This window comes from Micromonospora sp. WMMD812, assembly GCF_027497215.1.
GTDB lineage: Bacteria > Actinomycetota > Actinomycetes > Mycobacteriales > Micromonosporaceae > Micromonospora.
Map to the genome: position 1 here is coordinate 5,024,429 of NZ_CP114904.1, position 14,223 is coordinate 5,038,651.

At 72.8% G+C, this 14,223-nt stretch carries 12 protein-coding genes; 9 read left to right on the plus strand and 3 right to left on the minus strand.

The features are described from left to right. The first annotated feature begins 82 nt into the window (after positions 1 to 82). The 3 genes from O7603_RS23205 (at position 83) to nadC (ending at position 3,708) form a co-directional block, all read left to right on the plus strand. Entirely contained in the window at positions 83 to 979 is an 897-nt protein-coding gene (locus tag O7603_RS23205) for a septum formation family protein (protein ID WP_281571894.1), read from the plus strand. A gap of 132 nt (positions 980 to 1,111) precedes the next feature. After that, complete coding sequence (locus O7603_RS23210) at positions 1,112 to 2,815, plus strand: L-aspartate oxidase (RefSeq protein ID WP_281571895.1); 1,704 nt, start codon at positions 1,112 to 1,114, stop codon at positions 2,813 to 2,815. Further along, positions 2,812 to 3,708 (plus strand): carboxylating nicotinate-nucleotide diphosphorylase, encoded by an 897-nt coding sequence (gene nadC, locus O7603_RS23215; protein ID WP_281571896.1) that lies wholly within the window; start codon positions 2,812 to 2,814, stop codon positions 3,706 to 3,708. Before O7603_RS23210 ends, nadC begins: the two co-directional genes overlap by 4 nt. 66 nt (positions 3,709 to 3,774) lie before the next feature. Here nadC and O7603_RS23220 read toward each other — a convergent pair whose 3' ends face one another. Beyond that, on the minus strand, positions 3,775 to 4,857 hold the full coding sequence (locus tag O7603_RS23220) for a hypothetical protein (RefSeq protein ID WP_281571897.1): 1,083 nt from the start codon (positions 4,855 to 4,857) through the stop codon (positions 3,775 to 3,777). Positions 4,858 to 4,975: 118 nt separating this feature from the next. On the opposite strand from O7603_RS23220, the gene O7603_RS23225 reads away from it, so the two are divergent. Beyond that, positions 4,976 to 5,734 (plus strand): type III pantothenate kinase, encoded by a 759-nt coding sequence (locus tag O7603_RS23225; RefSeq protein WP_281571898.1) that lies wholly within the window; start codon positions 4,976 to 4,978, stop codon positions 5,732 to 5,734. Positions 5,735 to 5,807: 73 nt separating this feature from the next. Here the strand turns inward: O7603_RS23225 and O7603_RS23230 are convergent, their stop codons facing one another. Continuing rightward, complete coding sequence (locus O7603_RS23230) at positions 5,808 to 6,557, minus strand: class I SAM-dependent methyltransferase (protein ID WP_281571899.1); 750 nt, start codon at positions 6,555 to 6,557, stop codon at positions 5,808 to 5,810. 88 nt (positions 6,558 to 6,645) lie between these two features. Between O7603_RS23230 and lysS the strand changes: the two genes are divergently transcribed. The 3 genes from lysS (at position 6,646) to O7603_RS23245 (ending at position 11,773) form a co-directional block, all read left to right on the plus strand. Then, positions 6,646 to 8,154 carry a lysine--tRNA ligase gene (lysS, locus tag O7603_RS23235; protein WP_281571900.1) on the plus strand — a complete coding sequence of 503 codons (1,509 nt, stop codon included), beginning with the start codon at positions 6,646 to 6,648 and terminating at the stop codon, positions 8,152 to 8,154. Positions 8,155 to 8,266: 112 nt separating this feature from the next. Then, on the plus strand, positions 8,267 to 8,611 hold the full coding sequence (locus tag O7603_RS23240) for an Lsr2 family protein (RefSeq protein WP_197677479.1): 345 nt from the start codon (positions 8,267 to 8,269) through the stop codon (positions 8,609 to 8,611). Positions 8,612 to 9,238: 627 nt separating this feature from the next. Further along, on the plus strand, positions 9,239 to 11,773 hold the full coding sequence (locus O7603_RS23245) for an ATP-dependent Clp protease ATP-binding subunit (protein ID WP_281571901.1): 2,535 nt from the start codon (positions 9,239 to 9,241) through the stop codon (positions 11,771 to 11,773). Between the two features lie 286 nt (positions 11,774 to 12,059). Here the strand turns inward: O7603_RS23245 and O7603_RS23250 are convergent, their stop codons facing one another. Beyond that, positions 12,060 to 12,971 carry an A/G-specific adenine glycosylase gene (locus O7603_RS23250; RefSeq protein ID WP_281571902.1) on the minus strand — a complete coding sequence of 304 codons (912 nt, stop codon included), beginning with the start codon at positions 12,969 to 12,971 and terminating at the stop codon, positions 12,060 to 12,062. Between the two features lie 96 nt (positions 12,972 to 13,067). Here O7603_RS23250 and O7603_RS23255 point away from each other — a divergent pair, with 96 nt between their 5' ends. Further along, positions 13,068 to 13,580, plus strand: coding sequence for an ACT domain-containing protein (locus O7603_RS23255; RefSeq protein ID WP_281571903.1), 513 nt, complete (start codon positions 13,068 to 13,070; stop codon positions 13,578 to 13,580). Then, the gene (locus tag O7603_RS23260; protein WP_281571904.1) at positions 13,577 to 14,173 is read left to right on the plus strand and encodes a peptide deformylase; all 597 of its coding nucleotides are present in this window, start codon (positions 13,577 to 13,579) and stop codon (positions 14,171 to 14,173) included. Before O7603_RS23255 ends, O7603_RS23260 begins: the two co-directional genes overlap by 4 nt. Positions 14,174 to 14,223 lie beyond the last annotated feature (50 nt).

The window sequence follows — 14,223 nt, forward strand, 5'->3', positions numbered from 1 at the left end:
ATGCGGTCTGTCACCCTGGCGTCATTCCTGGTTACCCTTGTCACACCCGTCGCGAGGCGGGCGGTGGCTGGGGGAGGCCGCGATGCGCCGTTCGTTGACCATCCTGCTCGCGGTCGCCACCACCGTGGTCCTGCTGACCGCGTGCGCCGCGACGGGTGACGGCGACGGCGACCTGGCCGACGATTGGCCGGCGCTGCCGGTCGCGGCGGCGTTCACCCCGGCCGCCGGAGTGTGCCAGGCGGGCGACTTCACCGACGTGGTGACGCTCTCGGCCTACCAGCCGGTCGACTGCCGCCAGCCGCACCGGGTGGAGACCGTGCACGTGGGGGCGTTCCCGGTGGAGTGGCCTGCCCCGCCGGCCGGTGGCTCCGCCCAACTGCGGGGCGCGTTCGCCGACTGCGACGCCCGGGCCGTCGGCTACCTGGGCGACGACTGGCGGGCCGCCCGCCTGCGGCTCTCGGTCGCGCTTCCGTCCGGCCCCGGATGGGCGGCCGGCTCACGCTGGTACCGCTGCGACGTCTCCGAGGTGACCACCGTCGAGGCGGCGGCGACCGTGGTCACCCGCACCGGCAGCCTGCGCGACGTGCTGAAGGGCGCGTCCTCGCTGCGGCTGGGCTGCCAGCAGACCCGCTCCGGCGCGGGTGGCGGCGTGCAGACACTGCTGCCGGTCGAGTGCGCCACCCGGCACGACGCCGAGTTCGTCGGGGTGTGGCGGGCACCGGACGGCCCATACCCGACCCGGGACGCCGACTGGGTCCCGCTCTACGACGGGTGCCGCGCGGTGCTGGGCCGGTACGTCGGTGTACCCGTCGACACCGACCTCCACTACCGCAGCGGCGTGGTGGTCCGCCCGCCCGCCGCCGGCCGCTGGCGGGTCGGTGACCGGGGTGTGCGCTGCTACCTCTGGCTCAGCGACCGGGCGGTGAGCGCCTCGCTGAAGGGCGCCGGCCCGGCCGGCCTGCCGGTCCGCACCCGGTGATGTCGGGCGCCGCGCCCGGCGTCCCGGTGCGCGCCGACGCCGGCCACCCGAATGGGTGCGGACGGGGTAGCCCAAACCACTCGTCCCGCCCCCGCCGCCTCTCCTGAGCGTCCTTCGCGGTTGACTGTGTTCATGGACCTACCGACCGTCGACCTGCCGGCTCTGCCGGCCCTACCGAGCCTGCTGGCCGCGCCCGCGCCCGGTTGGGTGGAGACCACCGACGTGATCGTGGTCGGCTCCGGCGTGGCCGGCCTGACGGCGGCGCTGCACCTGCGCGAGGCGGGCCTGCACGTCACCGTCGTCACCAAGGTCAACATCGATGACGGCTCGACCCGCTGGGCGCAGGGCGGCATCGCCGCGGTGCTCGACCCGACGGACACGCCGGCGGCGCACGCCTTCGACACCGAGGTCGCCGGCGTCGGGCTGAGCGACCCGGCGGCGGTCCGCGTGCTGGTGGAGGAGGGGCCGACGCGGCTGCGCGAGCTGATGCGGATCGGCGCCGAGTTCGACCGGAACCCGGACGGCTCGCTGATGCTCACCCGGGAGGGCGGGCACCGGGCGGACCGCATCGTGCACGCCGGCGGCGACGCCACCGGCGCCGAGGTGCAGCGCGCGCTGCACGCCGCGGTCCGCCGCGACCCCTGGATCCGGCTGGTCGAGCACGCCCTGGTGCTGGACCTGCTGCGCGCGCCCGGCGACGGTCCGGGCGGGCTCGGCCCGGCCTGCGGGATCACCCTGCACGTGCTCGGTGAGGGCAGTGAGGACGGTGTCGGCGCCCTGCTGGCCCGGGCCGTGGTGCTGGCGACCGGCGGGATGGGTCAGATCTTCGCGGCCACCACCAACCCGGCCGTCTCGACCGGCGACGGGGTGGCGCTGGCGATGCGGGCCGGCGCGGCGGTGACCGACGTGGAGTTCGTCCAGTTCCACCCGACCGCGCTGATCGTGCCAGAGGCCGCCGGGGTGCCCGGCGTCGGCCGCGCCCAGCAGCCGCTGGTCTCGGAGGCGCTGCGCGGCGAGGGCGCCTACCTGGTGGACGCCGACGGCAAGCGGTTCATGGTCGGCCAGCACGAGCTGGCCGAGCTGGCCCCGCGGGACGTGGTGGCCAAGGGCATCCACCGGGTGCTGCTCGCCACCGGCGCGGACCACGTCCACCTCGACGCCCGGCACCTGGGTGGGGACTTCCTGGCCCGGCGCTTCCCGACCATCGTGGCGTCCTGCCTGGCCATCGGGGTCGACCCGGCCACCGACCTGATCCCGGTGGCGCCCGCCGCGCACTACGCCTCCGGTGGCGTCCGTACGGACCTGCACGGCCGCACCTCCATCCCGGGGCTGTACGCCTGCGGCGAGGTCGCCTGCACCGGCGTGCACGGCGCGAACCGGCTGGCCAGCAACTCGCTGCTGGAAGGGCTGGTCTTCTCGCGCCGGATCGCCGAGGACATCGCCGCCGGCCTGCCCGAGCAGGCCCGGCCGGCGGAGACCGGAGCGTGGGTCGGCGGCGCGGGCTGGGTGGTCCCGGCCGAGGTGACGCCGGCGCTGCAACGCGCGATGACCCGGGGCGCCGGGGTGCTCCGCTCGGCGGAGACGCTCGCCGCGACGGCCGGCGCGCTGACCGACCTCGGCACCGGGCGTGGCCGGCCGCGTACGGCGGATTGGGAGGCGACGAACCTGCTCACCGTCGCGTCGGCGCTGGTCGCCGCCGCGTACGTCCGGCAGGAGACCCGCGGGTGCCACTGGCGGGAGGATTTCCCGACGGCCGACGACCGGTGGCTGGGTCACCTGGTCGAGGCGGTCGGGGCGCAGGGCCGGTTGACGCAGCAGTGGGAGGAGAAGCCATGAGGGACTCGACGGAGCAGGCGCTGCGGGCCGGTGGCCTGGACCCGGCCGAGGTGCGTCGGGTGATCGTGAACGCGCTCACCGAGGACCTAGGCCCGGACTTCCTCGACGTCACCAGCGTCGCCACCATCCCGGCCGAGCAGGCCGACACCGCCGACCTGGTGGCCCGCGCCGACGGTGTGGTGGCCGGGCTGGCCGTGGCCGCCGCGGTCTTCGAGCTGGTCGGTGAGGTGACCGGCACCGACCGCACGGTCGCGGTGTCGCTGGTGGCCACCGACGGCGCGCGGGTGGCCCGCGGCGACGTGCTCGCGACGGTGACCGGGCCGACCCGGCTGCTCCTCACCGCCGAGCGGACCGCACTCAACCTGCTCTGCCGGATGTCCGGGGTGGCCACCCACACCCGGGCCTGGGCGGACGCGCTGGCGGGTACGAAGGCGATGGTCCTGGACACCCGGAAGACCACGCCCGGCCTGCGCGCCCTGGAGAAGTACGCGGTGCGGGCCGGCGGCGGCACCAACAAGCGGCTGGGCCTCTACGACGTGGCCATGATCAAGGACAACCACAAGCTCGCCGCGGGCGGCATCACCCCGGCCTACCGCCGGGTCCGGCAGGCGTTCCCCGAGGTGCCGGTGCAGGTCGAGGTGACCACCGTGGCCGAGGCGGTGGAGGCGGTGGACGCCGGCGCGGACTTCCTGCTCTGCGACAACATGACCCCGGAGGAGCTGGTCGAGGTGGTGGCGGCCGTCGGCGACCGGGCCGAGCTGGAGGCCACCGGCGGGCTCACCCTGGCGGTGGCCGCCCGGTACGCCGCGACCGGCGTCGACTTCCTGTCGGTGGGCGCGCTGACCCACTCGTCGCCGATCCTCGACATCGCGATGGACCTGCGTACCGAATGAGCGGGTGGTTTGGGCGCGGACGGTGCCGCGGGCACGGCGGGGCGCGGACGGTGCCGCGTGGGGCGGTCAGACGGTCGTGAGCGTGCTGCTCGCCAGGTTGAAGATCACCCGGCTCTCGGTGTCCTGCCGGCTGTCCAGGCCGTACTTCGCCCGGAACAGTTCGAGCACCCGGTTGTAGACCTCCGGGGCCAGCTCGTCCGCCTCGCCGATGGTGAAGACCTCGCCGTCGGCCTCCGGCCGGTCCAGCACCACGCTGAGCCCGGCCAGCCCGTGCCGGGCGACGTTGCGGACCAGGTCGGTGCCGGCGATGTACCAGTCGCCGTCGGAGCGTACGTAGAGCGCCTCGCAGGTCTCCAGGTCGCGCCCGCCCTGCCGGAGGCAGAGCCGCAGGCTGAGGCAGGCCGCCAGGTCCTGCACCGGCGCGGTCTCCCACAGCTCGCCGAACCGGTCGTCGACGAACTCGCCCAGCGGCGTGGAGACGAACGCCTCGATCTGCTGGGTGTCGAAGGTGCTGCCCTGCACGGGGAAGAAGGAGATGAACGCCTTGCCGTCCCAGCGGTACATCTGCACCGAGGGCGCGGCGCTGTAGACCCGCACCTGGAGCCGGGCGCGGACCGACTCCGGTAGCTCCTCGTGCAGCCGGGCCAGGTGCCACAGGTTGTTCAGGATCGCCACCGAGGCGTCCCGGCGGCGCAGCTCCGCGCCGCGCAGCCGGACCGCCGGGGAGTCCGGGTCGAGCAGCAGCATCCGGACCGTCGCGCCGTTGGCCAGCGCGGAGCGCAGCGCCGAGACGAACCGGTTGGCGTACGGGCCCTCCAGCATGCTGGTCCACGTCTCCAGGATCGCCACCAGCTCCCGGGACCGGGCCACCCGCTCGATGAGCGCGTCCCGGTCGAGCCGGGGGTGCTCGATGATGCTCGCGGTCTGAAGCTCGCGGAAGAGCGGGTTGAGCACCACGTACGTCAGCAGCGTCATGATCAGCGCGGCGCCGATGTTGAGGTAGAGCTCGCCGGCGAAGCTCGTCGAGTCGTGCCGGGACGCCTGCACGATCATCCAGCCGGCGCCGCCGGCCAGGGCGGCGAGCACGAGCACGTGCCGCCGGCGCCGGCGCAGGGTGTTGCGCCCGCGCGCCCACCACATCCCCGACATGCCCGCTCCCCGTCCGCCCGCGCCGTGGATCGACCCATGTTCATGCCGCAATGCGACCAGGATACGGGCCGTCGGCCGGTCCGCACCCGCCCGGACGGTCGTTGTCTAGGCTGCGTGCGTGCTGCTCTGCATCGACATCGGAAACACCAACACCGTGCTGGCGACCTTCGACGGCGACAAGCTGGTGCACTCCTGGCGGATCAAGACCGATGCCCGGTCGACCGCGGACGAGCTGGGGCTGATGTTCCGCGGCCTGCTCGCCGGGGACGCGGTCGAGATCACCGGGGTGGCCGCCTGTTCCACGGTGCCGGCGGCGCTGCGCTCGCTGCGCACCATGCTGGCCCGCTACTACGGCGAGCTGCCCAGCGTCATCGTCGAGCCGGGGGTACGCACCGGTGTGCAGCTGGCCATCGACAACCCGAAGGAGGTCGGGGCCGACCGGGTGGTGAACACGCTGGCCGCGTACACCCTCTACGGCGGGCCGTGCATCGTGGTCGACTTCGGCACCACCACCAACTTCGACGTGATCAGCGGTCGGGGCGAGTTCCTCGGCGGCGCCTTCGCCCCGGGCATCGAGATCTCCTTCGACGCGCTCGCCGCCCGCGCGGCCCAGCTGCGCAAGGTCGAGGCGACCCGGCCCCGCTCGGTGATCGGCAAGAACACCGTCGAGTGCCTCCAGTCCGGCCTGTACTTCGGCTTCGCCGGCCAGGTGGACCGGATCGTCGAGCGGATGAGCGAGGAGCTGGGCGAGGTGAAGGCGGTGATCGCCACCGGAGGGCTCGCCTCGCTGGTGATCAACGAGTGCCGGACGATCACCCACCACGAGCCGATGATCACGCTGATCGGCCTGCGGATGGTCTACGAGCGCAACGTCTGACCTCGGGCGCCGCCGGGCCGCCGCGTCGCGCGGACACCGCCCGCGGCCGTCGGGGGTCGGCGCCGCGCGGGGCTCAGCGCCGCCGGGCGCGCAGCACGATCGTCCGGTACGGCAGCTCGACCGTCTCCCGGCCGGCCAGGTCGGGGTGAGTGCCCAGCAGGTCGCGCAGCTCGCGGTCGACCCTCCGCTGATCGTCGGGCGACGCGGTCAGGTAGTAGGAGCGGGTCCGGATCATTCCGACCACCTCGTCCGGGGCGAGGGTGGTGCGGTGCGCGAACTCGCCCACCTCGACCGGCCCGAACGCCGGGCCGAAGTCGGCGTACTTCTCGACCACGTTTCCGGAGTTGTCGCCCAGGTGCGCGATCCGGCCCAGCTCCGCCACCCAGCCGACTCGTTCGTCACGGGTGTTCCAGACCGGGGCGAACGTGCCGCCGGGGCGGAGCACCCGGGCGATCTCGGCGTGCGCCGGCTCCTTGTCGAACCAGTGGTACGCCTGGCCGACCAGCACCGCGTCCACCGAGCCGTCGGGCAGCGGCACGGCCTCGGCGCTGCCGGCCAGCGGCGTCGTACCCGGGGTGGCGGCGCCGAGCTGCGTCCGCATGCCGGCGTCCGGCTCCACGGGCACCACCTCGTGGCCGAGGGCCAGCACCGCGCGGGTCAGGATCCCGGTGCCCGCGCCGAGGTCGACGACCCGGGCGCGCCCGCCGGCGTCGGCCACACCGTCCAGGGCCCAGCGCACGGCCGCTTCCGGGTAACGCGGGCGAAACCGGTCGTATTCGGCTGCGGCGACGCCGAACGAGAGAGCCTGAGTGTGATCGACCATGACGGGCAGGTTATCCGGTAACGGCCCGCTGGGGGCTTGAGTACGCTCGGGCCTGACCCCCCGTATCTCCGTGACGAGGAAGCGTGCCGTGACCGAGCAGAACGCCCTGCCAGTGGACCCCGCCGACGACCTTCCCGAGCAGATGAAGGTCCGCCGGGAGAAGCGGGACCGGATGCTCGCCGACGGCGTCGAGCCCTACCCGGTGGGCTTCCCCCGGACCGACACCCTCGCCGAGATCCGCGCCCGTTACGCGGACCTGCCGACCGACACCGCCACCGGCGACCGGGCCTCGGTCACCGGTCGGGTGATCTTCGTACGGAACACGGGCAAGCTCTGCTTCGCGACCCTACGGGACGGCGACGGGACCGAACTCCAGGCGATGCTCTCGCTGGACCGGGTCGGGTCGGAGCGGCTGGAGGACTGGAAGCGGCTCGTCGACCTCGGCGACCACGTCGGCGTCACCGGCGAGGTGATCACCAGCCGCCGGGGCGAGCTGTCGGTGCTGGTCGAGGAGTGGGCGGTCACCGCCAAGGCGCTGCGCCCGCTGCCGGTCGCCCACAAGCCGCTCTCCGAGGAGGCCCGGGTCCGCCAGCGGTACGTCGACCTGGTCGTCCGGCCGCAGGCCCGGCAGATGGTCCGCACCCGCGCGGCGGCCGTCCGCAGCCTGCGCGACTCGCTGCACGCCCGCGACTTCGTCGAGGTCGAGACCCCGATGCTGCAGTTGCTGCACGGCGGCGCGGCGGCCCGCCCATTCGTGACCCACAGCAATGCGTTGAACACCGATCTGTATCTGCGAATCGCTCCGGAACTGTTTCTGAAGCGGGCCGTGGTCGGTGGCGTCGACCGGGTCTTCGAGATCAACCGCAACTTCCGGAATGAGGGCGTCGACTCTTCGCACTCTCCCGAGTTCGCGATGCTGGAGACCTACCAGGCGTACGGCGACTACGACACGATGGCCGAGCTGACCCGCAATCTCGTGCAACAGGCCGCGATCGCGGTGAGCGGGTCGACGGTCGTGACCCACGCCGACGGGCAGGAGTTCGACCTGGGCGGCGAGTGGCGGTCGGTGACGCTGTTCGGCGTGCTTTCCGAGGCGCTCGGCGAGGAGGTCACGGTCGGCACCGATCGCGCCCGCCTGGTGGAGTACGCCGACAAGGTGGGAATGGCCGTCGACCCGAAGTGGGGGCCGGGCAAGCTCGCCGAGGAACTGTTCGAGGAACTGGTCGTGCCGGGCCTGCGGGCTCCCACCTTCGTGCGGGACTACCCGGAGGAGACCAGCCCGCTGACCCGGGCGCACCGCAGCGAGCCGGGCCTGGCCGAGAAGTGGGACCTCTACGTCCTCGGCTTCGAGCTCGGCACCGCGTACTCCGAGCTGGTCGACCCTGTCGTGCAGCGGGAGCGGCTGGTGGCCCAGGCGCAGCTGGCCGCCCGCGGCGACGACGAGGCGATGCGGCTCGACGAGGACTTTCTCCGGGCGATGGAGTACGGAATGCCGCCGGCCGGCGGTATGGGAATGGGAATCGACCGGCTGTTGATGGCACTCACCGGGCTGGGAATTCGGGAAACGATCCTGTTCCCGTTGGTCCGGCCGGAGTAGTCGACGGTCGCCGCCGGGTCGTCATACCGCATCCTATTGACGCGACGAGCGTCGCGCGGGTTATTGTGCTTGCGAGTTAGCAGGAGCACCCTGCTCGAAAGGAATGTGGGACGTGGCCAAGCAGATCATTCACAAGCTGGTCGATGACCTGGACGGCGGGGACGCGGACGAGACGGTCAAGTTCGCGCTGGACGGCGTCCAGTACGAGATCGACCTGTCGAGTGCGAACGCCGAAAAATTGCGTGACGTTTTCGCGCCGTACGTGGGCGCCGGCACCAAGGTCGGCCGGGGCGGCGTGGTGGTCGGTGGCCGGGCGGCACGGGGCCGGGGCGGCGCCACCGCCGACCGGGAGCAGAACAAGGCCATCCGGGAGTGGGCCAAGAAGGCCGGTAAGGACATCTCCGACCGGGGCCGGATCCCGCAGGAGATCGTCGACGAGTTCCACGCCCGGCGCTGACCGAGGCGACCGCACGGGCGACCCGACGCCGGGCCGGAGGACGTCTCCGGGCCGGCGTCGCCGTGTTCCGGGCCCGTCGTCCGGTCCGGCGTACCGGGGGCCCGGAGTTGCCGCGCACTCCCCGCCGGGCGTCACGGCCGCCCAGGGCTCCCGCCGAACGGTCCGTCCCGGCGGTCCCCTTCGTCCCGGCGGTCCCAGCGGTCACATCGGTCCCGCGTGCCCCAGGGCCGCTCGGTGTAACGGGTCGGGACCGGGAAGAAAGCCCCCGCGGCCGGCGTTGTCCACAGCCGGTGGAGATTCCCTCCACAGCCTGTGGATGACTCCCGGTGGCCCGTCAGCGGGCCACGCCGACGCGGATCCGCCCCGGAGGGGGCGCGGACGGCCCCGTCCACGGGCGGGCCGAATTTCGCTTTACGCGTAGCGCTCGAGGTACCGGAACACCTTCTGAGCGCGCACGGTTGTGCAAAACGACGCGTACCCGGCTCCTGCCGGAGACACACGACCTCAGCTGAGTCGGTCCGCGGCGATAGAGTAATGAGGCACGGACGCCCGTCCCGGACGTCCGCGCACCGGCCCCGCCAAGATCTTTGACCATCAAGGCGCACGGCACGTGAGGAGCACGAGGGCATGTTCGAGCGGTTCACCGACCGAGCGCGACGGGTTGTCGTCCTGGCCCAGGAAGAGGCCCGGATGCTCAACCACAACTACATCGGTACGGAACACATCCTGCTGGGCCTGATCCACGAGGGTGAGGGCGTCGCCGCCAAGGCTCTGGAGAGCCTCGGCATCTCCCTGGAGGGCGTCCGGCAGCAGGTCGAGGAGATCATCGGCCAGGGCCAGCAGGCGCCGAGCGGGCACATCCCGTTCACGCCGCGGGCCAAGAAGGTGTTGGAGCTGTCGCTGCGCGAGGCGCTGCAGCTCGGCCACAACTACATCGGCACGGAGCACATCCTGCTCGGTCTGATCCGCGAGGGTGAGGGCGTCGCCGCCCAGGTGCTGGTCAAGCTCGGCGCGGACCTGAACCGGGTCCGCCAGCAGGTGATCCAGCTGCTCTCCGGCTACCAGGGCAAGGAGCCGGCCGCGGCGGGCGCCGCGGCGGGCGAGGCCGCGCCGTCGACCAGCCTCGTGCTGGACCAGTTCGGCCGCAACCTGACCCAGGCCGCCCGCGAGGGCAAGCTCGACCCGGTCATCGGGCGCGAGAAGGAAATCGAGCGGGTCATGCAGGTGCTCTCCCGCCGCACCAAGAACAACCCGGTCCTGATCGGTGAGCCCGGCGTCGGCAAGACCGCCGTGGTGGAGGGGCTGTCCCAGAAGATCATCAAGGGCGAGGTGCCCGAGACGCTGAAGGACAAGCAGCTCTACACGCTCGACCTAGGTGCGCTGGTCGCCGGTTCCCGCTACCGCGGTGACTTCGAGGAGCGCCTCAAGAAGGTGCTCAAGGAGATCCGCACCCGGGGCGACATCATCCTGTTCATCGACGAGATCCACACCCTGGTGGGTGCGGGTGCCGCCGAGGGCGCGATCGACGCGGCGAGCATCCTCAAGCCGATGCTGGCCCGCGGCGAGCTGCAGACCATCGGTGCCACGACCCTCGACGAATACCGCAAGCACCTGGAGAAGGACGCCGCGCTCGAGCGCCGGTTCCAGCCGATCCAGGTGGGTGAGCCCTCGCTGGCCCACACCATCGAGATCCTCAAGGGGCTGCGCGACCGCTACGAGGCGCACCACCGGGTGAGCATCACCGACGCCGCGCTGGTGGCTGCCGCCACCCTGGCCGACCGGTACATCTCCGACCGCTTCCTGCCGGACAAGGCGATCGACCTGATCGACGAGGCCGGCGCCCGGATGCGGATCCGCCGGATGACCGCGCCGCCAGACCTGCGCGACTTCGACGAGCGGATCGCCCAGGTCCGTCGCGACAAGGAGTCCGCGATCGACGCGCAGGACTTCGAGCGCGCCGCCCAGCTGCGCGACAAGGAGAAGCAGCTCCTTGGCCAGAAGGCGCAGCGGGAGAAGGAGTGGAAGGCCGGTGACCTGGACGTCGTCAGCGAGGTGGACGACGAGCAGATCGCCGAGGTGCTCGGCAACTGGACCGGCATCCCGGTCTACAAGCTGACCGAGGAGGAGACCTCGCGCCTGCTGCGCATGGAGGACGAGCTGCACAAGCGCGTCATCGGCCAGGAGGACGCGGTCAAGGCGGTCTCGAAGGCCATCCGGCGTACCCGCGCCGGCCTGAAGGACCCGAAGCGTCCCTCGGGCTCGTTCATCTTCGCCGGCCCGTCCGGCGTGGGTAAGACCGAGCTCTCCAAGGCGCTGGCCGAGTTCCTGTTCGGCAGCGAGGACGCCCTCATCCAGCTGGACATGTCCGAGTTCCACGACCGCTACACGGTCTCCCGGCTGGTGGGTGCCCCTCCCGGCTACGTCGGCTACGACGAGGGCGGGCAGCTGACCGAGAAGGTGCGGCGTCGGCCGTTCTCGGTGGTCCTCTTCGACGAGATCGAGAAGGCCCACCCGGACGTGTTCAACACGCTGCTCCAGATCCTGGAGGACGGTCGGCTCACCGACGGTCAGGGTCGGATCGTGGACTTCAAGAACACGGTCATCATCCTGACCACCAACCTCGGCACGCGGGACGTCGCCAAGGCGGTGTCGCTCGGCTTCCAGGCGTCGGAGGACTCCGAGTCCAACTACGACCGGATGAAGCAGAAGGTCAACGACGAGCTCAAGCAGCACTTCCGGCCTGAGTTCCTCAACCGGATCGACGACACCATCGTCTTCCACCAGCTGCGCGAGAACGAGATCCTCTCGATCGTGGACATCATGATCTCGCGGATCGAGACGCAGCTGCGCAACAAGGACATGGGCCTGGAGCTGACCGACAACGCCAAGAAGTACCTGGCGAAGAAGGGCTTCGACCCGGTGCTCGGTGCGCGTCCGCTGCGTCGCACGATCCAGCGCGACATCGAGGACAACCTGTCCGAGCGGATCCTCTTCAACGAGCTGACCCCGGGTCAGATCGTGGTGGTGGACTGCGAGGGCGACCCGAGCAACATCGACAAGTCCAAGCTCGTCTTCCGAGGCGCGGACAAGCCGGTCACCGTGCCGGACGCCGTCCCCGCCGACCTCGGCGGCACCGCGGCCGCCGCGGGCGCGGACGAGTAGGGGCAACGGCATCAGGGGCGGGGCCCCGGCGGTGAAAGCCGCCGGGGCCCCGCCTTTTCCGCTCTCCGGGCGCCGGCCGACGCCGCCCGCGCGGCCTGATGGTCGACTCGGCATCAAGGAGGTCGGAGTGTCGGGCCGGCCCGGACACCCCGACCTCAGGGAAGCCGAGTCGATCAGACGGCCGGGCGCGGCCAGGGGCACGGCCGGATGGGCGCGCTGGGCTGGCGGGCGTACCCGGCCAGGCGGGCGTACCTGGTCAGGTGGGCGCCGCGGGCGGTGGGGAAGGTCAGTGGGTCAGGTCGGGGACCGGTAGGGACGGGCCGTCGCCGACGAGGCGGAACGCGTCCGCGCCGACCGGCTCCACCAGACCGTCCTGGACCAGCCCGGCGAGCGCCCGGGCGCGCTGGACGTCGTCGGCCCACACCTGGTCGAGTCGCTGGTGCGGCACCGGGCCGGTGGCCTCGCGCAGCACCCCGAGCAGAAGGCCGCGGACCTGCCGGTCAGTGCCGACGTACCGCTGCGGTCGTCGGGTGGGGCCGGCCGGCGCCTGCTGTCCGGACGCGCGCCACGCGCAGATCGACTCGACGGGGCAGCGGTCGCAGCGGGGCGCCCGGGCGGTGCAGACCATCGCGCCCAGCTCCATGAAGGCCGCGCTGGCCAGGGCCGCCGCGGTCGGCTCGGCGGGCAGCAGCTCCTCGGTGGCGACCAGGTCGGCGGGGCGGGTGGCCGGGCCGGCGTCCGGTTCGCCGGCGACGGCCCGGCAGACCACCCGGCGTACGTTCGTGTCGACGATCGGGTGCCGCTGCCCGTACGCGAACGCGGCGACCGCCCGGGCGGTGTACGTGCCGACGCCCGGCAGGGCCAGCAGGTGGTCCAGCCGGTCCGGGACCTCCCCGCCGTGCCGCTCCACGATCGCGACCGCGCACTCGCGCAGCCGCAGCGCTCGGCGCGGGTAGCCGAGCCGGCCCCACATCCGGATCGCCTCGGCCGGGCTGTCCGCCGCGAGCGCGGCGGGCACCGGCCACCGGGCCAGCCACGCCTCCCAGGCCGGCAGCACCCGGACCACCGGTGTCTGCTGGAGCATGACCTCGCTGACCAGGATGGCCCAGGCGCCGACGTCCGGCTTGCGCCACGGCAGGTCGCGGGCGTTCTCCTCGTACCAGCGGCTGACCACGGTGGCGAACGTCGGCTCAGTCATCGTGCCGCCGATGATGTCACGCGGCACGATCCCGGAGGATGGGCGGGCCGGGCGGGGCGGCGCGGGTGCCGGCGGCGGATCGGGCAGAATGCCCGGATGAACGAGCTCGCGATCACCGTCATCGGCCGGGACCGGCCGGGCATCGTCGCCGACGTCGCCGAGGTGCTCGCCCGGCTGGGCGCGAACCTGACCGACAGCACGATGACCCGGCTGCGCGGACACTTCGCGATGACGCTGGTCTGCGTCGGCCCGGCCGCCGCCGACGTCGAGGCCGCGCTGGCGCCGCTCGCCGCCGGCGGCCAGCTGTTGGCGACCGTACGCGCGGTCACCCCGGACGGCGAGGTGGCGCCGGGCGGTGAACCGTACGTGATGGCGGTGCACGGGGCCGACCGGATGGGCATCGTCGCGGCGATGACCCGGGTGCTCGCCGACGCGGGGGGCAACGTCACCGACCTGAGCACGCGGCTGGCCGGCTCGCTCTACGTGGTGGTCGCCGAGGTCGACCTGCGGCCCGGCACGGCCGACGAGCTGGCCGGCCGGCTGGCCCGGGCCGCCGCCGACCTGGGCGTCGAGGTCACCCTCCGGCCGGCGGATCCGGACCTGCTGTGACGGGCGAGGCGCGCGACCCGGACGCCGCCGGCACCGGCGAGGAGTACGCCGGGCTCGGCGACTGGACACCGGAGACGCTGACCGTGCCCGGCGAGGTCCGGCCGGTGGTCGCCGCCCCGCACCCGGTGCTCAGCCGGGCCGGCGGCGAGGTCGACCCGACCTCGACGGAGACCGTACGGCTGGCCGCCGACCTGATCGCCACCATGCGGGTCGCGCCCGGCTGTGTCGGCTTGGCGGCTCCGCAGATCGGCGTGGGCGCCCGCGTGTTCGCGGTCGACGTGACCGGTCATCCGAAGGCGGTCACCGTGCACGGCACCTTCGTGCTCTGCAATGCCCGGGTGGTCGAGGCGACCCGCTGGAAGCCGGGCCGGGAGGGGTGCATGTCGGTGCCCGACCTGACCGGGGACGTCAAGCGGGCCAGCCGGTTGGTGGTCGAGGCGGAGCTGCCGGGGACCGGCAAGCAGGTGCGACTGGTCACCGACGGTTTCGAGGCGCGGGCCCTTCAGCACGAGATCGACCACTGCGCCGGGCTGCTGTTCCTGGACCGGGTGGCCGGCGCGCACGCCGTCTACCAGCGCAAGGTCTACCTCTGACCGGGGTGCGCCGAGCCGCTTTGATCGTCGACAGTGGACGCGGGCGGCAC

Bases quoted from the DNA above. Each gene is read 5' to 3' on its own strand.
- O7603_RS23245 (WP_281571901.1), top strand. From the start codon at position 9,239: ATGTTCGAGCGGTTCACCGACCGAGCGCGACGGGTTGTCGTCCTGGCC.
- O7603_RS23210 (WP_281571895.1), top strand. From the start codon at position 1,112: ATGGACCTACCGACCGTCGACCTGCCGGCTCTGCCGGCCCTACCGAGC.
- O7603_RS23250 (WP_281571902.1), bottom strand. From the start codon at position 12,971: ATGACTGAGCCGACGTTCGCCACCGTGGTCAGCCGCTGGTACGAGGAG.
- O7603_RS23255 (WP_281571903.1), top strand. From the start codon at position 13,068: ATGAACGAGCTCGCGATCACCGTCATCGGCCGGGACCGGCCGGGCATC.
- O7603_RS23220 (WP_281571897.1), bottom strand. From the start codon at position 4,857: ATGTCGGGGATGTGGTGGGCGCGCGGGCGCAACACCCTGCGCCGGCGC.
- O7603_RS23230 (WP_281571899.1), bottom strand. From the start codon at position 6,557: ATGGTCGATCACACTCAGGCTCTCTCGTTCGGCGTCGCCGCAGCCGAA.
- O7603_RS23205 (WP_281571894.1), top strand. From the start codon at position 83: ATGCGCCGTTCGTTGACCATCCTGCTCGCGGTCGCCACCACCGTGGTC.
- nadC (WP_281571896.1), top strand. From the start codon at position 2,812: ATGAGGGACTCGACGGAGCAGGCGCTGCGGGCCGGTGGCCTGGACCCG.